Genomic DNA, 21,721 nt, shown 5'->3' with positions numbered 1-21,721 from the left:
TGGGGGCCATAAAAGCCATCTCAAGAGCAGCATTGAAGTGAGTTATCGACTACTGTATAAAACAACAATCATTGGATAAGTATCCAGCTTCTGTGCCGCACCGCCTCAGGAGGCCTTATGCTCACTCAGCTTGCCATCCAGGACTACGCTATTGTTGACCGTCTGGAACTCGATTTAACCCGTGGCATGACCGCCATTACCGGGGAAACCGGGGCGGGTAAATCGATTCTACTGGGCGCCCTTGGCCTCTGTTTGGGTGAGCGTGCCGATGCTGGCAGCGTGCGCCACGGCTGCGAACGCACCGACCTTTCTGCCCGTTTTGATATTCAGCACCTGCCTGCCGCCGTGGAGTGGTTAACCGCCCGAGAACTACCCACAGAAGAGTGCTTACTGCGCCGGGTAGTCACCGCCAGCGGGCGCTCTAAAGCATGGATTAACGGCCATCCCGCCACGATTGCCGATCTAAAATCGCTGGGTGAGCAGCTGATCCAAATTCATGGGCAGCACGCGCATCAAGCACTCATGCGTGAAGAGACTCACCTTGCGCTGCTGGATGATTATGCGGGGCTGCGCGAAAGCAGCCAGCAGCTCGCAGACACATTTCGCGAATGGCGAAGTGCTAGGCGACGGCTGAAAAAGCTCAGCGAAGAAGGCAGCGAAGTGGAAGCCAAGCGCCAGCTGCTGCGCTATCAAGTAGAAGAACTCGACCAGCTTGGTTTGGCAGAGGGTGAGCTTAAAACGTTAGAAGAAGAGCAGCACACCCTGGCCCACGCGGAAGAGACCCTGCGAGAAACTCAGTTTGCCGCCGACTGTTGCGCCAGCGACGAAGGGGGTGCGCTCTCTTTGCTGAATCAAGCTTACGCTCATTTAAGCGCCCTTCCGGGGAGCGATAAGGGCACACTCGCCAATACCTTGGCCATGCTGAGCGATGCCCGCATTCAGGTTGAAGAAGCCTCTAGCGAGCTTAGCCGATTGGCAAGCACCACTGAGCTAGACCCAGAGCGCTTGGCCTGGGTGGAAGAGCGCATGGGGGATGTTCACCGCATCGCCCGCAAGCATCATGTTGCTCCAGAAGAGATTTGTGCGCTGCACGCCCAGCTGAGCCACGAGGTCGCCCAGTTAGAAAGTAGCGATAACGACCTGGAGTCGTTAAGCACTTTGGTGGCTGAGTGCCGGGAGCGCTACCGTAGCGATGCCAAAAAACTCAGTGAGGCACGGCAGAAAGCCGCCGTGCGCCTGGGGAAAGAGGTGCAGCAGCAGCTGGCCTTCCTAGCCATGGGCAAGGCTCGCTTTGAGGTCGATGTTACGCCCCGTGATACTCCCACCCCGGAAGGGCTGGATCACATTCAGTTCCTGATTAGCGCAAACCCAGGCCAGCCCGCAAGACCCCTTACCAAAGTGGCGTCGGGGGGAGAGCTTTCGCGTATCAGCCTCGCAATTCAGGTCGTGGCAGCGGCTCACTCTACTATTCCTAGCCTGGTGTTTGATGAGGTGGATGTGGGTATTTCAGGGGCAACAGCAGAAATTGTCGGCCAACTGCTACGTAAGCTGGGGGAAAATGGCCAAGTGATGACCGTGACCCACCTCCCCCAGGTGGCCGCTCAGGCGCATCAGCATCTACATATCGAAAAACGCGCCAAGCGGGATACTACGCTGACCCACATGGCGCTGCTAGATGAACGCGGGCGAATTAGTGAGCTGGCTCGCATGCTTGGGGGCGTGACGCTCTCCGACCAAACACTGGCCCACGCCCGTGAAATGCTCCACGCCAGCCAGCGCCTGCCGCATTAAGGGTTAACCACTGCAGCGCCACCCGCTTGGCGCTGCAAGCCCTTACAACATCCGACTCGCCTGCTCCATCACTGTGCGCCTCAGTGCTGCAAGCGGTGCGCTTTCTGTTTGCCAAAAGTGCCAATAGAGCGGTACATCCAGGGTAAAAGCGGGCCCTACGTCCAGCAGCTGACCGCTTTCGAGGTAATCCGCCACCTGTAGTTCCGGTAACATACCGTACCCTAGGCCATGGAGTGCCATTTTGACGAAGCCCTCAGAAGAGGGTACGCGATGCTGACGACCAGGCGGCGGCAGCCCCTGCGCCTCAAGAAACTGGTGCTGCAAGCGGTCGTCTCGGTTAAAAATCAAGCAGGGGGCGTCAACCAACCGCCAGGGGTCACACTGCGTGCGATAGCGCTCAATAAAGGCAGGGCTTGCCAGCGCCCGGTAACGCAAAACACCTAGCGGGCTTACCGCGCCCCCATTAACCGGCTGCGCTTCAGCACAGATACACGCCATCACTTCGCCATTGCGCATCCGGCCAAGCCCCACCTCTTGGTCTTCAACCACTAAATCAAAATCCATCTGATGACTTAGTGGGCAAGCCGCTATCGCCTGCGCTAACCATGTGGCCATTGAATCCGCATTGACCGTCAATCGCACCTTAAGCGGCTCCCCCTGCGCTTCGTCTAACAGCCCCAATTCCAGCTGCTTAACCTGCTGCAGGTGGTTATTCAAACGACGCCCCAGCGCTGTCGCCACCGACGGCGAGCGCCTTAGCACTACTGGTTGGCCCAGGCGGTGCTCTAGCTGGCGAATTCGCTGACTAACCGCTGATTGGGTGAGGTGAAGCTTCTGCGCTGCTTTTTCGAACCCACCCGTTTCAATAACCGCACTCAGTGCTTCCAATAGCCGGTAGTCCAACATTTCGCCCCCTTAATAGCATGAAAACTGATGTGAACAGCACATTGCTCAAATTTGCAGCGTAATAAAAAGTGCTTTGCACCATGGCGAGTACGAGACGTCGGCCAAACACGTATTTTTCGCACAACGGTCAAGCACTAATCACAGCTTTTCACACGCTTACCCACCTACTACCCACCTACTACCCACACACCCATCCACACATTTATCCACAACTACATGCACACGCCTGCTCACTAGGGGCTGGAAAGCGCTGTGCTGCCGACGCTGTAGATAGCCCTTGGCATAAGAAATGCTTATGTAGCATAAATATTATTCGTTAGATTAATAAACAAGCCCACACTTACTGTAAAAGGCTCATTAATCAGCATTAGAGGCACTTCGCATGACACCGTCGCTACTCACGGGCTTTGGCATTTCCCTGGGTTTAATTGTCGCCATTGGCGCCCAAAACGCCTGGGTGCTTAATAAAAGCATGCGCCGAGAGTACCCCTGGGTCGTAGCTGCCATTTGCGCCAGTATCGATGCCACCCTGATTACGCTGGGTGTTTATAGCATTGAGTCGCTTCAGCAACGGCTACCCACACTGGTACCGGTCATGACTTGGCTAGGGATAGCGCTGCTGTGCTGGTTGGGTGGGCAAGCTTTCAGGCGCGCCTGGCAGGGCAGCAGCGGTTTGTTAACCAGCCAACAGCGTGGCGCCCATAGCGGCTGGCAGATTGCGGGCCAAGCAGCCGCTATTTCGCTTCTAAATCCGCACGTATACCTTGATACCGTTGTACTTATTGGCAGTGTCGGCGTGCAGCAAGCCAATACAACGGCGTTCGTTATTGGGGCGTCGTCTGCTTCGCTACTGTGGTTTTTCTCCCTGGCGGGGTTTGGGCGCTTTCTTGGCCCCAAACTGCAATCTCCTCGCGCATGGCGAATCTTTGATACGTTAATTGGCATCATTATGTTGCTAGTGGCGTTTTCACTTGCCCCCACTGCAACCGGCTAAAATAGAGATAAAAATGCCCGATATAAAAACGCCCCCAAGGCGCAAGTGAAACGTCACTGGCTCCCTGGGGGCGATTTTTTAGCGCAACTAACGGCTATTTTTTATTCCTAGGGCCACTGTCTTGGCGCGTAATGTCCGACCCGCGAGGGCGCACATACAACACAAGGGCGTGGTCTACTAGCTCGTAGCCGTGCTCTTCCGCTATTTCTTGCTGGCGACGCTCGATGATGTCATCAAGAAACTCGATGATTTCACCGCTTTCCAGACACACCATGTGATCATGGTGGTCTTCTTGAGTCATCTCGAATACCGCATGGCCACCGTCAAAATTGTGACGAATCACTAAGCCTGCCGACTCAAACTGAGTCAGCACGCGATAGACGGTTGCCAGACCAACATCCTCGCCCGCATCAATCAGTGTTTTGTACACTTCTTCTGCGCTAAGGTGGTGTTGGCCCGAAGCATTTTCGAGAATCTGCAGGATCTTGACGCGCGGCAGGGTCACTTTCAGCCCGGCTTTGCGCAGTTCATGGTTCTGATCGGCCATGGTTGCTCTTCGCAGTAACAGGTTAGGTCGGGTATGATCGACCGAAACCACGATAGTGAAGAACAGGCTCAAATGCAAAAATTGACTCGTATCATTACCCTTTCCGTTGCCCTAGCCGTTGTTAGTGGCTGCAGCTACGTTGGCGTTTACAAGCGCGACATTCCCCAGGGCAACCTGGTCACCCAAGAGATGGTTAGCCAGCTCCAACCAGGCATGACCCAGGAGCAGGTAACCTACGTCATGGGTCGTCCGCTATTGGAAGCGCCCTTCGACTCACAACAGTGGGACTACGTTTACCGCCTCGACAAAGCCTACAGCGGCGTCGAGCAGCGCCGCGTTACCCTTACCTTTGATAACGCAGGGCGCTTGGTCAGTATTGATCAGCAAGGCAACTTCTCGGGTAACCTTCCCATCAGCACCGATAGCGGCGTAGGCCCAGCGGTAGAAGGATCCGACCCGCTAGACGCGCTACCTACGCCTACTCAGCAAGCACCCACCCCTGAGAACGCCCCCAACCCGCAGCCGGTGATTATGACCGAGTAATATTACTGGCCCTTGGCTTGGCGCTTTGCGCGCTCAAGCCTTGCGGCTTTGGGATCAACCTGCAGCGGGCGGTAAACCTCCACACGGTCGCCCGCGCGCAGGACTTCCTTTTCAGGCTGACGCAGCGCTTTGCCAAAAATACCCAGCGGCGCCTGTTCAAAGGTAGTGCTAGGCAGCTCAGGAAACAGGCTCGGTAAATCGGCGAGTGCCACTGCCTGGCGCGCCGTTGTACCCTGAGGCACCCTAACGGCCACTAGACGCTGCTTATGAGGCAACCCAAAGGCGACCTCCACGGTAAACGCATCAGCGTCCATACAGCTCGTCAGCACGTTTAGTGAAAGCGTCTACCAGCTGTCCAGCAATTTGCTGAAAAAGTTTGCCAAACGCCATGCCCAACAGCCGATTGCTAAACTCAAAATCCATTTCTAGGCTAACCTTGCAGGCATCTTCCCCCATGGGGATAAACAGCCAGCGACCTGTGAGCCGCTTGAAGGGGCCTTTCACTAACGACATTTCTATCCGCTCGGGCGCAAAGAGATTGTTACGGGTGGTAATAGTTTGTTCAACCCCGGCGCGCCCTAAGGTCATTTCGCCGATTAAGTGAACATCATCGCGCTCAAGCAAGCGCGCGCGGCGACACCCCGGCAAAAATTCGGGATAGCGTTCGAAATCATTGACTAAATCGAACATTTGCTGGGGGGTGTGCCGCACCAAGGCGGTACGATTAACGGTTGGCATTGACCTCTCCGCTGACTTCACAGTGCCCAAAGCGTATCATGGGAAACATTTTTCAGACCTTGAATGGTATCACGCATCCCCCTATAACGAATGGGGGCGCTACCGACAGATCAACGATGAGGTTCCATGGCCACTAAGAAAGGTAAGAGCAAGGGCCCCAGCAGCAGCGTAATTGCCCAAAACAAGAAGGCGCGGTTTGAGTACCACATCAACGAGGTGCTTGAAGCCGGTTTGGTGCTTGCTGGCTGGGAAGTAAAGAGCTTGCGCGCCGGTAAGGCGCAGCTGACGGATACCTATATCCTGGTACGCAACGGAGAAGCATTTCTGCTGGGTAGCCATATCATGCCACTGAATACGGCAAGCACCCACGAGATTGCCGACCCTACGCGCACGCGAAAACTGCTGCTACATCGTAAAGAGATCGCCAAAATCTTTTCGATCACCCAGGATAAAGGCCATACCTGTGTGCCGCTCAAGCTTTATTGGAAGCGCAATAAAGTAAAGTGTGAGCTGGCGTTGGTGACAGGTAAACAGCTGCATGACAAGCGCGCAACTGAAAAAGATCGCGACTGGAGCCGTCAAAAAGGGCGAATCATGCGGGAACATAACAAGGCTTAACTGGTCAATTAGCAGCGAGCACGTTAGAATGCTCACTTGTAATAAGGGGGCGACATGGTTTCGACGCCGGTGACAACCCTTGCGGTGCATGCCGAGAGCGTGATGTATCTCGTAAATCCCACATCACAATCAAATAGTCGCAAATGACGAAAACTACGCTCAAGGCGCGCTAGCAGCTTAAACACTGTTAGCTTCTTGTCTGGCCCCAAGGTGATGTGCCTATTCATCACTGAGGGGATACGAGCTAAAGCTGATAGGACCGCGGTTGGTGGTGTCTTCTCTCCAACCGTTAAACTTTAGAGGGCTCGCGTGACTGAATCCTGACCGTCGGAGTCAGTTGCGTTAAAACAAATGACGGAATCTAAGCATGTAGAGCCAATAGGCGAGTGCTGGCGGACGCGGGTTCAATTCCCGCCGCCTCCACCACCTTACTATACAAATCAAGCACCTACGGGTGCTTTTTTTGTGCCCGAACAATCACTAAAGCGATTTCCATTTAACGTGGGTAGCTAATTCGTCTATGCCTCTTCCCGCATAGCCTAAAAAGAGCGCGATGCGCCCTGTTATATGAATCGAGCAGGATTATCAGTTAGGATACCTTCAACAAACGACACGGGGTGTCCTGGCGTTACGCCAGGGCTGAGATAAGACCCGCTGAACCTGATCCAGTTCATACCGGCGAAGGGATGTCACACTAATGCCCTGCCATGGGCCGGTATGCATCCCTCGCCTTTACGAGGGAAATACCATAATGCCAACAACACCCACCGCACTCCCGCTTTCCCAGCAACTTGTGTTGATCACCGGCGCTAGCCGTGGCCTAGGCGCGTGCCTAGCGCACGCGTTTTTAGCCCAGGGCGCACGGGTTATCGTCAACTACTTAAACAGCACTGACGCGGCAAATGCCGTGGCGGCACACGCCCCTGAGCGCGCGCTGGCAATACAAGCCGACGTGCGTGACCCTGCCGCCGTGAAGGCGATGTTCACCACCGCGCAAGCACATTTTGGGATGCCGATAACCACGCTGATTAACAACGCCCTGCCGGATTTTTCATTTAACGGCGACGCCCGCCCATCTCCAGATACACTCACCTGGGAAAACCTCGACCAGCAGCTGCAGGGCGTGGCACGCGGCGCGCTCAACACCATTCAGGCGGCGCTGCCGGGCATGCGCGAACAGGGTGGTGGGCGGATTATCAATATTGGCACTAACCTCTTCCAGAATCCGGTCGTGCCTTACCACGATTACACCGCTGCCAAGGCGGCGCTGCTGTCGCTCACCCGCACGCTTTCCAACGACCTGGGGCCTGACGGTATTACGGTGAATATGCTCTCGGGCGGGCTGCTGCGCACCACCGATGCCTCAGCAGCTACGCCTGAAGCGGTGTTCGACCTCATCGCTGCCAACACCCCGCTGCGCCGCGTCACTACTCCGGAAGAGTTTGCAGATGCAGCGCTGTTTTTCGCATCGCCTTGGAGTCGGGCTGTCACCGGCCAAAACTTGGTGGTCGATGGCGGGTTGGTTAAAAACTAATGACAACACCGATGCATCTCAATCTTTTCATCATGGGCTGCGGGCATCACAAAGCCGCGTGGCGCGAACCGGGTTCTGCTGCCGAGCGCATGGGTGACATTGGCTATTATGAGTCGCTGGCACGCACCGCTGAGCGTGGAAAATTAGACGCCGTCTTTTTTGCCGATGGCCATGCCGCAGGCAACGTGAGCGGAGGGCCGCAGTGGTTTTTAGAACCGTTGACGGCGCTATCCGCTATGGCCCGCGCCACCGAGCACATCGGCTTGATTTCGACGATATCCAGCACGTTTTTTAGCCCGTTTCATGCGGCGCGAATGCTCGCTTCGTTAGATCATATTTCTAACGGCCGCATGGGGTGGAACTTAGTCACCTCGATGTTTGATAGCGAAGCGCGCAACCATGGCTTTGAGGCCATGCCTCCTCAGCAGGTGCGCTACGACCGCGCTGAAGAGTTTGCGCAAACGGTGTTAGCGCTCTGGGATTCATGGTCCGACGATGCGTTACGCTGCGACCGAGCGGGCCAGTATGCTGACCCACGCAAAGTGCGGCCTATTGAGCACCATGGCGAACACTTTTTGGTCGATGGCCCGCTAACCGTACCGCGCCCACCCCAAGGGCATCCTGTGCTGTTTCAAGCGGGGGCGTCTGAACCGGGGCGCAACTTGGCAGCGCGCTATGCAGAAGCGATTTATGCGGTGGCCTACGACCTCCCCTCGGCGCAAGCCTACTCCCAAGACATTCAGGCCCGCGTGCGGGCGGCTGGCCGCGCGCCAGTGGCGATTATGCCTGGGCTGGTCACGTATGTAGCGCCCACCGAGGCCGCCGCAAAGGCAAAGCAGCGTGAACTGGATGAGCGGTTACCCACCGAAGATTCGCTGCATCAGCTAAGCCAATTTATCGGTCAGGATTGCCGCCACTGGGAACTGGATGCACCGCTGCCTAAGCTACCACCCTTAGAGGATTTTGCTGGCCCTAAAGGGCGCTATGCCACCATTTTGCGCATTATCGAAAGCGAATCCCCGACACTACGCCAGCTATTAGGCAGGTTAGCGGCCGGCGGTGGCCACTGCACCATGGTGGGCACACCCGAACAGATTGCGGATGAGATGCAGCGCTGGGTAGAAGGCGGTGGCGCAGACGGCTTCAACCTGATGCCGCCGACACTACCGGGTAGTATTGAGGACTTTATTGAGCAGGTCGTTCCACTGCTGCAGGCGCGTGGGCTATTCCGCCGTGAGTACACGGGTAACACCCTGCGTGACCATTTGGGGCTGGCCCGCCCGACAGCGTAAGCGATGCAGGGCGGACATATTAGCGCTATATCGACTGCCCGGCATTCACCCCCTAAAGCGGCGCACTGCCGTGTGCAACAAGCCAAAATCATACGCTGGGCGTGACGGCAGGACACGTAAGAGCAGTAACGACACCGCCACGGGCACCAGCGCCGCTAGTAGGAAAGACTCCAATAAGGTTGCCGTACTCGCTCCGGGTGCAGGGAACATTGCCAATCCCGCCACAAGCCCCAGCGCGGTACTGATAACCGCGTTAAGGCCCGTGTAACGACGATAGAAAAGCCCAAAAAACACCGGGAATGCAGCGGCTGAGCAGAGCAAATCAGCGAGCAAAAATAGATAAAGCACGCTGTACCCCTGGGAGGCGACCCAGGTAACCGGGATGGCAGCCAATACAATCAACCAGCGTGACATACTCATCAATGAAGCACTGCTGGCGTTGGGGAGTAACCGCCCCATATCCACAGCAATAATACTCGACGTTGCGCTAATGGTGGAGTCCGCGCTACTCATCACCAACGCGAGGCCCAACGGCACCAGCGCTAAAGCGAACCATAACGGCACATCCGCCAATAGCACGCTAAACAGCGCCACAGAGCCGTCACCTTCAAGCCCCAGCCCTACAAAGGCCAACCCAAATAGCCCCATCAGGGCCACCACGATGAAGCTGCATACACCACTAATCCAGAAGCCTCGGCGCAGCACCTTGGTATCTTTCGCCGCGTAAATACGCTGCCACGTACCTTGATAAAAGAGTCCGGTAAGCGCTACGGCAAGAAAGAACGTTAACCCTGCGCGTATACCGCCTATATCGCTCACCTGCAGGAGCTGTGGCGCACTCTCGGCAAGCCCTGCAAGCGTTGGCGCAACGCCACCGGCAGCCTGCCAGCCAAACACCAGCAGCAGCCCTAGCAGTGGCATAATCACCACCATCTGTAACTTATCCGTGTAAATGGATGCGCGCAGGCCGCCGTAAAAGGTATAAATCAACGTGGCGACCATCACCACACTGGCCGTTACCCACAGCGGAATAGGGGCCAGCAGACCCACCATACGGGCAACAGCGGTTAGCCCAGCGGCCAACAAAATAAAGAGGTAAAACAGCATAATCACGAGCGTGAATGCGTACATGGTGCGGCCATAACGGTGGATAACGAACTCCGTCAAGCCATGGCCTTCAGGGATCAGCTCGCGCATGCGTCGGCCAAGAGGGATCATCACTAGCCTGGGCACCATCGAACCAAACGCATAGCCTAGCACGGCACCAATGCCACCCCAGGTAGCGGCCTGGGCGGGGCCAAACAGAATCCAGGTACCTAGCGTGGTCGCGACCAGCGTAAGCACCGTGGCACGGGTATTCTGGCTATTGCGGGCGATAATGTAGTCTTCAAGATTATCGCGATGACGGCGGGCATAAAGCAGGCCTGGCACAGCTAGCGCAACGGCACATAGCGACAGCCACAGGCCAGTCCAGATAGGGTCAAGCATCATGAAAGCGGGTCCTCTTTGCCTGTTGTTAGACCGGGCTGTGCAGTGGGCGCACGGCAGGCAGGCGAAAGCAAAGAGGGAGTATTGTTAGGCTACATCCTTCCCTTCGCCGGCATGACCCGGATCAGGTTCTAAGGGTTACCAACGCCAAATGGCGGTGGAGTCTCAGCCAGTGCAGGCTCCCCTAGGACAGCAGCTACCCTAGGTGCTGAGACGGGCGCTGTCAATTGAGGATGCCCACGGGCACCTCTCAGTAACCGACTCAGCAACGTCTAGCTTATCGGACGCTAACTCAACCATAACTCGATAAGCATGTGGTAAAGCGGTATGCCCAGCATGACATTGAGCGGAAAGGTAATCCCCAGTGAGGCGAGCATCGCTAGGCCGATATTGGCCTGGGGTATGGCCGCGCGCATCGCAGCGGGAGCAGCAATATAAGAAGCGCTGGCAGCAAGTGCCGCCAGAATGACCACCGAGCCGACCGGGAGTCCCAATGCCGTGCCCATGAGAATGCCCAGCATGGATAGCAGCAGCGGCGTGATGAGGGCGAAGGTCACCAAGCGCCAGTGATGCCAGGGCATTGGCCGCAAAGTTTGCGCAGCGGTTAACCCCATTTCCAACAAGAACAGCGCCAACACCCCCTTGAACGCCCCCGTGAACAGCGCAGTGACTTCTTCCCCTTGGAAGGGCCCGTAGAGCGTTCCAATGACCACACCGCCTGTCAGCAAAATCACGCCACGGTTGGTGAGCGTCTCATGCCACAGCTTACGAGTACTTTCTTTTACCGCCGCGCCTTGATGGCGCCTAAATAGCGCAATCGCCACCATAATGGCAGGCAGCTCCATGGCCACTAAATAGAGTGTGACTTCACTGCCCACGGCCAGCTGCCGCGCCTCCACATAGGCCAGCGCCACCGCAAACGTTCCCGCACTGACCGAGCCGTAGTGGGCGGCGATACTAGCGCTGTCCGCCGGGGAAAGGCGTACCCAGCGCCGCAGCACCGGCATTAGCAGCAGCGGCGTTAAAGCAGAGAGTAGCGCAACGCCTAATAGCTCGGGTACCAATCCCCAATGAATATTCCCGTGCAGCGCCATACCGCCCTTTAAGCCGATGGTCAGCATTAACAGCAGGCTTAACGTGTCGTAGGTGGCTTTGGGTACCTGCAGGTCTGACTTCACCGCCCCTGCTATAAGCCCCAGTAAGAAAAACATCACCACAATATCTGGCATCGCTGACGCTCCACAGGGTTAAAAGAGGCTGCATTTTGCGTGGATTTACGGATGACAACTAATAATAACTTGAAAGACAGTCATAGATAATCATCTATACTAGCTGGCGTAACCAAAGGGCACCTCAGGAGCGCCTAGAGCCATGAACATTCGCCAACTGACATTTAGACTACTGCAAGTCTATGTCACTGTCGTGCGCTGCGGATCGATCAGCGAAGCCGCAAGACAGCTGCACCTCACCCAGCCGACGGTCTCCCAACAGCTAAAGCGGCTAAGCGAGGCAGTCGGTAGCCCACTACTGGAGCATCATCTACAAGGGCTTACCATGACGGCCACCGGGCAGGCGCTTTATCAGGCAAGCCGGGATGTCTTAGGCCGTTTTGATGACTTTGCAGATCAACTCAGTGATTTTCAGCAAGGCAGCAAGGGGCGCTTTAGTATTGCCCTGGTGAATACCGCCCAATATGTATTGCCACGCTTACTCGGCCCGTTTAGCCAGGCGTTTCCTGAGGTGGACGTAACGGTACATATTGGCAACCGCCGCCAAGTGTTGGCACGCTTTGAGCGTCAAGAAGACGACCTTTATGTATTTAGCCATCCGCCTGCTCTTGCCCATGCCGTGGCAGCACGCTTTATGCGCAACCCGCTGGTGGCCATCGCTGCCGCTGGCCACCCCCTTACACAGCACTCATCAATCACCATGGAGCAGCTGCTTAATGAGCGCTTGTTGCTGCGCGAACCGGGGTCAGCCACGCGTATGCTACTGGAAAGTTGGCTACAAGAGCATGGGCTAACCATGAAGAAAACCCTGCAAATGGCCAGCAATGAAGCGATTCGCGTTGGCGTGGCGGCGCGCATGGGGGTCGCGGTGCTATCAGAGCATGTACTGCCAAGCGAGCATCCCGAGATATCGATTCTTCCGGTAGAAGGCTTACCCATTGAAAGCCACTGGCAGATGATTGTCCGCAATGACCAGCGGCTTCCCCAATCCGCCCAGCGCTTTCTTCACTATGTCAACGCACATCTTGCCCAGTGGATCGAGCCACGCTTCATATGCAATGAGCTGGATGCGCTGCTTCACAGAGAGCATGAGCATAGTCGCTGTCACTAGTCACTAGCGAGCTCCGGCAAATATCAGCGATAGCTACTTCAACAAAATCTTATGTTTTTTATTAGCAAAATAATTAGTTTCTAAAAAAAGACGTAATACCTGCCTTATTAGCGGTTTTCATTCGTTTTTATTCCGTATTGCAATGCAACACGGATTGATAAACTAGCCGCGATTAACCCTCTCCCCTTCTAATCTTTATTAGGATAAAGCCCATCATGTTGATGTTGCAGCAAGACCCCAGCCAGCCGCGAGTTTCTCGCCGCTGGCTTTTTCTGTTTGCAGCTTTACTACTCGGTATAAGCCCTGCGGCTTTTGCTGTCACCGGAGATATTGATTTAACCACGTCTGTTATCGGCTTCTTTGCAGTCGCAGTTTTCGTTTTGGCCTACGCGTTAGTTATGGCTGAAGAGAAAATCCACATGCGCAAGTCCAAGCCTGTACTGGTAGCAGCCGGTATCATTTGGGGACTCATTGGCTGGGTGTACGTCCAAAATGGCATGTCGGAAACGTCAGAACATGCGTTCCGTGTGACCCTTTTGGAGTTCACCGAGCTAATGCTGTTCCTGCTAGTAGCGATGACCTATATCAACGCCATGGAAGAGCGCCGGGTATTCGATGCGCTGCGTTCGTGGATGCTGCGTAAAGGCTTTAGCTACCGCCAGCTGTTCTGGCTAACGGGTGGCCTCGCCTTTGTGCTATCTCCCATTGCCGATAACCTAACCACGGCGCTACTCATGTGTGCTGTCATCACCAAAGTGGCTGAAGGTGATAAGCGCTTTATTAATCTTGCCTGTATTAACGTTGTGGTGGCCGCCAATGCCGGCGGGGCCTTTAGCCCATTCGGGGACATCACCACGCTGATGGTGTGGCAGGCAGGTATGGTCGCTTTCCAAGAGTTCTTTGTGCTCTTCTTGCCCTCTCTGGTCAATTTCCTGATTCCTGCCGTCATCATGAGCGCCTTTATCAAAGACGAGAAGCCCAGCAGCGTCTATGAGGATGTATGGCTAAAGCGCGGTGCACGGCGAATTATCGCGCTGTTCCTGCTGACCATTACCACCGCTGTGTTGTGCCATACGCTGCTGCATCTCCCGCCGGTACTCGGCATGATGACCGGGCTTGGCTACCTACAGTTTTTCGGCTATTACCTGCGCCGCACGCTACCTCAATCACTGGAGCGCAAACGTGAACGCTATAGCCGGCGCGGCGACAATAAAAAACTTGAGCAGCTAGGCGGCGTGGTGCCGTTCGATGTGTTTAACCGCGTGGCACGCGCTGAGTGGGATACACTGCTGTTCTTCTATGGGGTGGTGATGTGCGTAGGCGGTCTTGGCTTCATGGGCTACCTTGGGTTGCTTTCCGAAGCGCTTTACACAGGCTGGGATGCTACCTGGGCAAATATAGTGCTGGGGGTCGTATCGGCGGTGGTGGATAACATTCCGGTGATGTTTGCCGTACTCACCATGCAGCCAGAGATGTCCCACGGCCACTGGCTATTGATCACGTTAACCGCAGGCGTAGGCGGCAGCTTACTCTCTATTGGCTCAGCAGCAGGAGTGGCCGTTATGGGCCAAGCCCGCGGCGCTTACACCTTTATGGGCCACCTGCGCTGGGCACCGGTTATTTTTCTCGGTTACATCGCCAGTATCCTCGTGCATCTGTGGCTTAACGCCGACAGCTTTACTGTCTTTAATTAATAAATAACCGCCATAACACCTAATGCCCGCGCCAAGCGCCTACAAGCGCTGCGCGGGCGTTTTAGTAAGCTTCAAATAAATACTCGATTGGCGTTGGTCTGCCCAGCAGGTACCCCTGGTAGCGGTAACACCCATGCCCCCGCAGCCATTCCAACTGCTCTTTCTTCTCGACCCCTTCGGCCACCACGGTTAGGCCCAGGCTTGCTGCCAGAAGAATCGTCGTATCCACAATCGCAGCATCGGTTTTGTCGGTCAGCAGCTCACGAATAAACGACTGATCGACTTTGAGCTCATCAAGTGGCAAGCGCTTTAAGTAACTCAACGACGAGTAGCCCGTACCAAAATCATCCAACGCAAAGCGAATGCCCTGGGCACGCAGCTTAAGCATGGTATTGCGAACTCTGGTCGGCTCCCGCATGAGCAGGCTCTCGGTTACTTCCAATATCAAACGGTTTGGCGGCGCCTGAGTTTCAGCTAATAACGCCTCTAAATCCCGCACAAACTCAGGGTGTTGGAACTGCACTGAACTGACGTTGACCGAAATCGTCAACGATGAATAGGCGGGCTGGAAAGCCCACTTCGCCAGCTGCTCGCAGGCGGATTTAAGTACCCAGTAGCCAATGGGTAAAATTAGGCCATTCTCTTCGGCCAAAGGAATGAAGGTCCCGGGAGACACCCAGCCGCGCTGCGGGTGGTACCAGCGAAGCAGCGCCTCTACTCCGACCGTCACGCTGCGATGGTCAACCTGCACTTGATAGTGAAGCGCCAATTCGTTACGCGCCATTGCTTGGTTCAGGTCACCTTCTAAACTGGCGCGCTCCAGTACGCTGGTTTGCATATCCCGATTAAAGAAACAGAGGTTATTGCCGCCCGCTGCTTTGGCCTGCTGAAGCGCTATATCCGCCTGCTGCAATACGCTATTCATGCTGTGCTCTGTCCCTTTAAATAGCGTAATACCAATGCTTGCGCTAATCGGTAGCGATCGGTCGTTGTGCAGTTGGGAAACAGCTTCAAGCAGTTGGCACGCGACACGCTCAGCGCTCAGCCCAGCCACCTCGGGCTCTTCCCCTAGCGCATTTAACAACACGACAAACTCATCGCTACTTACCCGCGCAACAGTCGCTTCCTGGATGACTTTATAAAGCGACTCCTGCAGCTGCACTGCAACGTTAATCAACAGCTGATCACCGCTCTCATGACCCTGGATATCATTGATAAGCCGGAAGTTATCAAGGTCAATAATCAGCACGGCACTGAATGTCGACACGTCATCATCTTGTTCCGTCACTAATGCTAACGAATCCATCAAGAGGCGCCGATTTGGCAATCCCGTTAAAGCGTCGTAAAAGGCTAAATGATGAGTGCGCGACTGCATCTCCAAGTATTCTGTCAGCTCGGTTGAAATACCGCATAAGCAAGGCGCCTCCCCTTTACGCATCACAAGGGGCATTTTTATGGATAAAAACGTACGTACCCGCTCTTCACCCTTGAGCAAGCTGTGCTCTTCCAGCGTCGTTTTTTTGCCCGACGCTAATACCTGACGGTCAACTTGATGCATTTCTGCGGCGCTTGCTGCATCAAAAAAAGCCTCATCGCACTGGCCGATGATTTTCTCGGCAGGCAAGCCAAACAGCTCGCTAACTTGTCGGTTAACAAAGCGGTACTTCAAGGAGGGTGACTTGATGTAAATATGCGCATCGACACTATCCAAAATAGTCGCCAATAGCGCTTCATGAGTAACGAGCTGCTCACGGTTAGCCACTACCCGTCTTTTTAGCAGCACATTGCAGCCCAAGGCCAGCATCAAGAAAAGCGTCAGCAGGCCAACCCCCCACCACAGCCAAAGGGGAACTAAAGGGGGAGGCGGGGTGGAAACGCGCCAAGCGCGTAACGTATCAAAATAGACAGAATTACTATCCTGTTTCCAGGCTCTGAGCGTTGTATCAATACGCTCTAGTACGCTATCAGAGACTTGATAAGAGGCTGCATAAAATAACTGTGCGGGCTGGAAAATAATCGGCGTCTCTCGCAGGCCATATTCACGAGCACGCCAATCACCATATAAGTGATTAGACGCCACCAGATCAGCCTCATCACTTGCAACGGCTTCAAAGCCCTCTGAAAAACTGTTAACCAACACCCACGTTACCGGCACACTAAAACGCTCGGTAACGGCCGCTAAATACTGTTGCTGTATGGCATTCTCAACCACCGCCACGCGCATTTGGGCCAGATCCAAAATTGCCTCAACACTCATTTCTTCACGCTGATAGAGCAGTGACCAGCTGTGCATCACCGGTTCTTTATGGAAAGCAAAGCGCTGGGCGCGTTCCTCACTCCACGCAACATCAGGCAGCAGGTCAATCTCGCCCTGCTCTAGCAGCGTTAGGCAGTGTGAAAATTCACAGCTTAGGCTCTCTAAATGCCATTGCTGCTCCTCAGCAATCGCTTCTAGCAACTCACCCAATACCCCCCGCAGCTGGCCTTGGTTGTCAGCAAATAACTTCGGTGGATTGTGGTAGACCCCAACAAGTAGCGCTTCACTCGCCAACGATGAAGGGGCCCATAGCCACATGCTGACCAGCATAGCGCCGGTAAGCCAGCGGAGGGGGGAACACCGAGCCTCGCTCTCAGTAGGCGAAAAGCGGACGCCGAGTGGTTTTCGCGTGCGCGAGATCATCGGCCCTACTCACCGGGCATGGTGAGCGGGCCTGCCCGCACAACTACTCGCTGCCACGCAGCATCATTTTCGATACGCGCTACAAACGCGGCAATGTGCGGGTACTTTTCCAGTGACTGGGTAGCCGCCACGGCTTGAAGCGGAAAACTCATTTGTACATCAGCCCCACTTGGCCAACGTCCGGCGAAGTTTTCCTTTGAGCCCAGGTGCTTATTAATAACGTCTAAATGCTGGTTCATTTGTGGCTGAATAAAACGCTGGCGCACGGTCGAACTAATGCCTTTAGCCAGGGGCTTAATGAACCATGGTGACTGTTTGGGGATTTGATTAAACACCAGGCCCATCACCAACAGGGGCATCAATGAGCCTTCGGCATAGTGTAGCCAGTAGCGATAATCTACCCAGTCATTCGTATCAGCCTCCGCTGGCTGCAGGCGCCCTTCACCATAACGGCTGATAAGGTAATCAATAATAGCGCCAGACTCAGCGACGGTTAATTCGCCATCGGTAATAACAGGAGACTTACCTAGCGGGTGGATTTTTTTAAGCGCATCTGGCGCTTGTTGAGTTTTACGATCACGCTGATAAACCTGGATCTCGTACTCAACGCCTAGTAATTCAAGAAGCCATAAGATTCGGTGGGAACGGGACTTTTCCAGATGATGAACGTGAATCATAAACACTCCATGGGGCGACTTGTCACGCTGCCAACGGGTCAGCGCCAGTTATCCTTTTACTGCAAGCTTATATAGCGTAGCACCCTTGCAGCGTTGAACCCTATGGAAGTGTTAAGCAAAGCTTAGTTTTTGACTCAAGACAACTATTTGCACAATAGGAGTGCAAATAGYGCACCATTTTGGTCACATTGACGCTCTACTTACTTATGCTTTGTGCTCGTGGCGCCACTTTGCCAAGAGATCAGCGAATGACCATTTACCCTGCAACCAGGGAGCCAATAAACGCATTGAAAGCGGGATAAATACAAACACCATAACCGGGGTAAGCATCAGCGTGCTAACGACTACCCGGGGAACTAACGCCCAATCCGCGATGGCGCCGCCAAATAACCATTGAAACATTAGTGAGACAGGGAAAAACGCCAACCAAACGGCCACCGCTTGCTTCCAGCGGGGCGGGGTAACCCCTGGGTTAACCTGAAACCAAGCATCAAGACCCGTCGCGCGATGCTCATGGGGGGCCTCATACAGGTCTTTCCCACGGGCAAGCCAGGCGTGGCGTGAAGCGGAATGTTCCCAGGCGTTTAGCGTGTCGCTGCTGCTAAATCGAAAAATAATTTGATACTCGTCGTCATCTTTTGGCGGCGCCAATACGCCTGACCCCAGGTAGCCTGGAAAGTCAGCCGCTAGTTCACGCCCTTCATTTAACCAACGGTTAAAGTCTTGATAGCGGCCATTCGCCACGCGGCGGGCCACCATTAAGGTGACAGGTGAAGCAGACATGGTATATCTCCTAAAGATACTACAGCCATTGCCGGGTAAGCAGGCTGTTTACTAGTGGGCGGGTAAGCCCGTTACTTGCACTGCAGTATACATGCAATGTTGGTGCCATGTGGGCACTGATCAAGCGCTCAACGCTTTGAGAGCGGCTGGATGCTAACAAAGCGCCCCTGATCAGAAAACTCAAGCCGAAAAATGCCCTGAACACCCTCTCTTGTTACAACACGGCGCAGCGCTTCGGCAGGAAAAACCACCCAGCGGCCATCCACACTACGGGTACGCACATTGGCGTAGCGACCTTCATAGTGCGCTAGGCATTCACTCTCGGAGAGATGGATAACCACATCAATGGCAGGCATAAACACTCTTAAAAAAGTAACACTTAATATTGAGCAGATAATAATAGAGCGGTACTAAAGAGGACAGCACTTACGCCCGCTAGCGACTCCCAAAGCAGGCAAATGCCGAGAAAAACAGAACGCCATATTTGCGCACCAGGGCTGGCTCGCTGATACTCAAGACTACCTATAACCATTTATACGCCGGTAACTGCTTATGGAACTCTCCTTTATGAGTGCGTTTATTGCTTCGCCCATAGCGGCCAGTAGCCCATCGTCGCCCGCTATCGCCGAAGAAGCACAGCGCCGCGCTCAAACCGACGATGCTACGCAGGTGAGCGAAGATGATCAGCGCGCCAGTGAAGCAACAGGCCCCACCCGGGCGGACGGCACCCCGTTAGCACCTGAGGAAATCCAGTATTTAGAGCAGCTAAAGCAGACTGACCGGGCGGTGCGCCAGCATGAAATGGCCCACCAGATAGCGGGCGGCCCTTATACTGGCGGCGCCTCTTACGAGTATGAGATAGGTCCTGATGGCAAGCGCTACGCGGTTGCCGGCGAAGTGCCCATTGACTACGGCCCGGTTCCTGGCGACCCACAAGCGACAGTGGAAAAAATGCAAACGGTGATCGCCGCGGCCTTAGCGCCTGCCGACCCCTCACCTAAAGATTATCAGGTCGCTGCCCAAGCGCGACAATACCTGCTGGAAGCTAAGCTGGAAGCGGCCTTAGAGCAGAGTCAAATGAATCAAGCACGTAACGATGGAGCCGCCACCAGCCCACCGGAGCAAGCCGCCTGAATCGAGCCGCCCAGGTTAAATCCCTTATAACCCTAGCGGCGTTGAAGCGTTGCCATATCCTTATTGCAGCGTTGCTAAAGAGTGCCAATCATTGCGCTGCGGCCACCCCTCCAGCCAAGCTGGCATTTCACACGGGGGCATAGGGCGAGCAATGCCATAGCCCTGGGCAAGCTCACAGCCCAATGCCATTAACGCTTTCGCATGGGCCAGGGTTTCAACACCTTCGGCTAACATCGGCCGCTTAAAGCGGTTAGCCATGTAGATTACGCTTTCCACGATTGCCATATCGTCCTGGTCGCTCAGCATATCGCGTACAAAGCTCTGATCGATTTTGATTAGATTAACGGGCAGCTGACGCAAATGCGTTAACGACGAAAAGCCCGTTCCAAAATCATCAATGGCAAACCCAACCCCTAAGGCTTGGCAACGTGCCATGTTTTTTAGCGCTGCCTGAATATCGTGCATGGCAGCGCTCTCAAGCACTTCGAGCTTAAGCATGGCAGGCGCAACCGTAGGGTAACTAGCTAGCAGCTCGGCAAGCCGCTCACTGAACTCTTTACCCAGCAGGTGGGCAGGGCTGATGTTCACGTTGATAGGCAGCACAATACCGGCTTTTTGCCATTCGGTAAGCTGCTGTAGTGCCTGCTCAATCACCCACTCCCCAAGGTCGACCTCCAGCGGCGTGGCATCAATAATGGGTAAAAACTGGGCCGGCGAGAGCAGCCCCTCATCTGGGTGCTGCCATCGAATCAACGCTTCCACGCCCACCACTCGCCCACTGGCCATATCTACCTGAGGCTGATAAAAAAGCCGCAACTCGTTGTGGTTAAGGGCATCCATGAAACGCTGACGCTGCTCATGACGCACTTGCAACAGACGATCTTGGGTGGGGTCAAAAAAGTGGTAGGTATCCCGTCCCCGCTGCTTTGCTCGGTACATAGCTTGGTGAGCATGGCGCAGCAGCACATCGCCCTGGGAGTGGTCATTTGGGTAACGTGTAATGCCCAAACTCGCGGTGAGATAGATGCTTTGTCCATCAATCACCAGCGGTTTTCGGATCGTGGTCAGCAGCTTTTCAAAGAAGTGCTCATCGTCGCTGTGGTGCAGTAGCAGCACAAACTCATCGCCTCCCACCCGCGCCAACACATCATCGCCAAACAGCAGGTGGCTAATACGCTGCGCAAAGGTGGAAAGTAAACTATCCCCGACATGGGCACCTAGCTGCTCGTTAACCGTCTGAAAATGGTCGATATCCAGGGAACATATTGCCAGCGGTAGTTGTTTGGCTTCCGCATGCTGGATCGACTCCTGAATCAACTGGGTGAGTAGCTGAAGGTTAGGCAACCCGGTCAACGCATCAAAAAAGACCTCACGTTTCAGGTGACGCGCGTGGGCAGGGATGGCGGAAAGATCAGCCAGGACAACGACATGGTGGTCGACCTGCCCCTGTGCATTACGCACGCGATTTATCGACATCATGCCAGGGTAAAACTGGCCGTCGTGGCTGCGGTAACTCACTTGGCATTTACTGCGATCCCGAAGCTGCTGTTGCTCACGCATGAAGCGCGTGGTGCGGCTGTCGTCGAGGGATAAAATGCTAAACGCCTCTAAGGATTGGCCGTAGACCTCTTCAAGGCATAAGCCGGTGAGTTCACAAAACGCGGGATTAACGTCGGCCACACAGCCGTTGGCATCGGTAATAATGATGGCTTCGTTGGCGAAATTAAACGCCGACTCAGCGCGAAGAAGCGGTGCACCGGGGGTGGTTTTCGACGCTAGGATCGTCGACATAGAAGTTATGGACCCAGTCGTTCTCGACCCAGTCGTTCTCGACCCAGTCGTTCTTGAACGTGCAGTAGCACTATCCAGTTCAGGAGCATCATGATTAGTTTGCAGAGACAACGCCAGCTCCTTAAGCAGACTCAGAGACTGACACGCGCAGCTGCGTTCTCCTCATCTAAC

At 54.8% G+C, this 21,721-nt stretch carries 20 protein-coding genes, 1 other RNA gene and 2 riboswitches; of the genes, 10 read left to right on the top strand and 11 right to left on the bottom strand.

Annotated elements, in window-relative coordinates; all coding sequences use genetic code 11:
• Positions 1–117 precede the first annotated feature (117 nt).
• Positions 118–1,791, top strand: a complete 1,674-nt coding sequence (recN, locus tag MOY_RS05455) for a DNA repair protein RecN (protein WP_009097379.1) — start codon at positions 118–120, stop codon at positions 1,789–1,791.
• 42 nt (positions 1,792–1,833) lie between these two features.
• Here recN and MOY_RS05450 read toward each other — a convergent pair whose 3' ends face one another.
• Positions 1,834–2,697: a LysR family transcriptional regulator ArgP gene (locus tag MOY_RS05450; RefSeq protein WP_009097378.1), complete on the bottom strand. Its 864-nt coding sequence runs from the start codon at positions 2,695–2,697 to the stop codon at positions 1,834–1,836.
• 382 nt (positions 2,698–3,079) lie between these two features.
• Here MOY_RS05450 and MOY_RS05445 point away from each other — a divergent pair, with 382 nt between their 5' ends.
• A complete protein-coding gene (locus MOY_RS05445) occupies positions 3,080–3,691 on the top strand; it encodes a LysE/ArgO family amino acid transporter (RefSeq protein ID WP_009097376.1) in 612 nt (203 codons plus the stop codon).
• A 94-nt stretch (positions 3,692–3,785) separates the two neighbouring features.
• Here the strand turns inward: MOY_RS05445 and fur are convergent, their stop codons facing one another.
• Positions 3,786–4,238, bottom strand: coding sequence for a ferric iron uptake transcriptional regulator (gene fur / locus MOY_RS05440; protein ID WP_009097373.1), 453 nt, complete (start codon positions 4,236–4,238; stop codon positions 3,786–3,788).
• A 72-nt stretch (positions 4,239–4,310) separates the two neighbouring features.
• On the opposite strand from fur, the gene bamE reads away from it, so the two are divergent.
• The gene (bamE, locus tag MOY_RS05435) at positions 4,311–4,781 is read left to right on the top strand and encodes an outer membrane protein assembly factor BamE (RefSeq protein ID WP_035540188.1); all 471 of its coding nucleotides are present in this window, start codon (positions 4,311–4,313) and stop codon (positions 4,779–4,781) included.
• 2 nt (positions 4,782–4,783) lie between these two features.
• On the opposite strand, the gene MOY_RS05430 is transcribed toward bamE, so the two are convergent.
• On the bottom strand, positions 4,784–5,095 hold the full coding sequence (locus MOY_RS05430; RefSeq protein WP_009097369.1) for an RnfH family protein: 312 nt from the start codon (positions 5,093–5,095) through the stop codon (positions 4,784–4,786).
• Complete coding sequence (locus MOY_RS05425) at positions 5,085–5,519, bottom strand: type II toxin-antitoxin system RatA family toxin (RefSeq protein WP_009097367.1); 435 nt, start codon at positions 5,517–5,519, stop codon at positions 5,085–5,087. Before MOY_RS05425 ends, MOY_RS05430 begins: the two co-directional genes overlap by 11 nt.
• Positions 5,520–5,645: 126 nt before the next feature.
• On the opposite strand from MOY_RS05425, the gene smpB reads away from it, so the two are divergent.
• The 4 genes from smpB to MOY_RS05410 all read left to right on the top strand — a co-directional run bounded on the left by smpB (position 5,646) and on the right by MOY_RS05410 (position 8,963).
• Positions 5,646–6,137 carry an SsrA-binding protein SmpB gene (gene smpB / locus MOY_RS05420; protein ID WP_009097365.1) on the top strand — a complete coding sequence of 164 codons (492 nt, stop codon included), beginning with the start codon at positions 5,646–5,648 and terminating at the stop codon, positions 6,135–6,137.
• A 45-nt stretch (positions 6,138–6,182) separates the two neighbouring features.
• Positions 6,183–6,563: a transfer-messenger RNA gene (gene ssrA, locus MOY_RS16870) on the top strand.
• A 177-nt stretch (positions 6,564–6,740) separates the two neighbouring features.
• A riboswitch (TPP riboswitch) is annotated at positions 6,741–6,841 on the top strand.
• A gap of 47 nt (positions 6,842–6,888) precedes the next feature.
• Positions 6,889–7,671: a 3-oxoacyl-ACP reductase gene (locus tag MOY_RS05415; RefSeq protein WP_009097363.1), complete on the top strand. Its 783-nt coding sequence runs from the start codon at positions 6,889–6,891 to the stop codon at positions 7,669–7,671.
• Between the two features lie 11 nt (positions 7,672–7,682).
• Positions 7,683–8,963, top strand: coding sequence for an LLM class flavin-dependent oxidoreductase (locus MOY_RS05410; protein ID WP_009097361.1), 1,281 nt, complete (start codon positions 7,683–7,685; stop codon positions 8,961–8,963).
• A 45-nt stretch (positions 8,964–9,008) separates the two neighbouring features.
• On the opposite strand, the gene MOY_RS05405 is transcribed toward MOY_RS05410, so the two are convergent.
• Together MOY_RS05405 and MOY_RS05400 are read right to left on the bottom strand one after the other, a co-directional pair.
• On the bottom strand, positions 9,009–10,454 hold the full coding sequence (locus tag MOY_RS05405; RefSeq protein ID WP_009097359.1) for a sodium:solute symporter family protein: 1,446 nt from the start codon (positions 10,452–10,454) through the stop codon (positions 9,009–9,011).
• 81 nt (positions 10,455–10,535) lie between these two features.
• Positions 10,536–10,647, bottom strand: a riboswitch (TPP riboswitch).
• A 91-nt stretch (positions 10,648–10,738) separates the two neighbouring features.
• Positions 10,739–11,680, bottom strand: a complete 942-nt coding sequence (locus MOY_RS05400) for a sodium-dependent bicarbonate transport family permease (RefSeq protein ID WP_009097358.1) — start codon at positions 11,678–11,680, stop codon at positions 10,739–10,741.
• 142 nt (positions 11,681–11,822) lie between these two features.
• Here MOY_RS05400 and MOY_RS05395 point away from each other — a divergent pair, with 142 nt between their 5' ends.
• Complete coding sequence (locus MOY_RS05395; RefSeq protein ID WP_009097356.1) at positions 11,823–12,791, top strand: LysR family transcriptional regulator; 969 nt, start codon at positions 11,823–11,825, stop codon at positions 12,789–12,791.
• Between the two features lie 215 nt (positions 12,792–13,006).
• On the top strand, positions 13,007–14,485 hold the full coding sequence (gene nhaD, locus MOY_RS05390; RefSeq protein WP_009097354.1) for a sodium:proton antiporter NhaD: 1,479 nt from the start codon (positions 13,007–13,009) through the stop codon (positions 14,483–14,485).
• A gap of 61 nt (positions 14,486–14,546) precedes the next feature.
• Here the strand turns inward: nhaD and MOY_RS05385 are convergent, their stop codons facing one another.
• The 4 genes from MOY_RS05385 to MOY_RS05370 form a co-directional block, all read right to left on the bottom strand.
• Positions 14,547–17,165 carry an EAL domain-containing protein gene (locus MOY_RS05385; protein ID WP_009097350.1) on the bottom strand — a complete coding sequence of 873 codons (2,619 nt, stop codon included), beginning with the start codon at positions 17,163–17,165 and terminating at the stop codon, positions 14,547–14,549.
• 5 nt (positions 17,166–17,170) lie between these two features.
• Positions 17,171–17,842: a glutathione S-transferase gene (locus MOY_RS05380; RefSeq protein ID WP_009097348.1), complete on the bottom strand. Its 672-nt coding sequence runs from the start codon at positions 17,840–17,842 to the stop codon at positions 17,171–17,173.
• 204 nt (positions 17,843–18,046) lie between these two features.
• Positions 18,047–18,625 (bottom strand): antibiotic biosynthesis monooxygenase, encoded by a 579-nt coding sequence (locus MOY_RS05375; protein ID WP_009097346.1) that lies wholly within the window; start codon positions 18,623–18,625, stop codon positions 18,047–18,049.
• 128 nt (positions 18,626–18,753) lie between these two features.
• Positions 18,754–18,981 (bottom strand): DUF2835 family protein, encoded by a 228-nt coding sequence (locus MOY_RS05370; protein ID WP_009097344.1) that lies wholly within the window; start codon positions 18,979–18,981, stop codon positions 18,754–18,756.
• A 211-nt stretch (positions 18,982–19,192) separates the two neighbouring features.
• Here MOY_RS05370 and MOY_RS05365 point away from each other — a divergent pair, with 211 nt between their 5' ends.
• Positions 19,193–19,759, top strand: coding sequence for a putative metalloprotease CJM1_0395 family protein (locus MOY_RS05365; RefSeq protein ID WP_009097341.1), 567 nt, complete (start codon positions 19,193–19,195; stop codon positions 19,757–19,759).
• 60 nt (positions 19,760–19,819) lie between these two features.
• On the opposite strand, the gene MOY_RS05360 is transcribed toward MOY_RS05365, so the two are convergent.
• Positions 19,820–21,550, bottom strand: coding sequence for a putative bifunctional diguanylate cyclase/phosphodiesterase (locus tag MOY_RS05360; protein ID WP_009097339.1), 1,731 nt, complete (start codon positions 21,548–21,550; stop codon positions 19,820–19,822).
• Positions 21,551–21,721: the final 171 nt, after the last annotated feature.

Origin of the sequence: Halomonas sp. GFAJ-1, assembly GCF_000236625.2 — a bacterium.
Classification (GTDB): Bacteria; Pseudomonadota; Gammaproteobacteria; order Pseudomonadales; family Halomonadaceae; genus Vreelandella.
The sequence above is the reverse complement of the archived record's forward strand: the minus strand, read 5'-3'. Positions and strand labels throughout refer to the sequence as shown.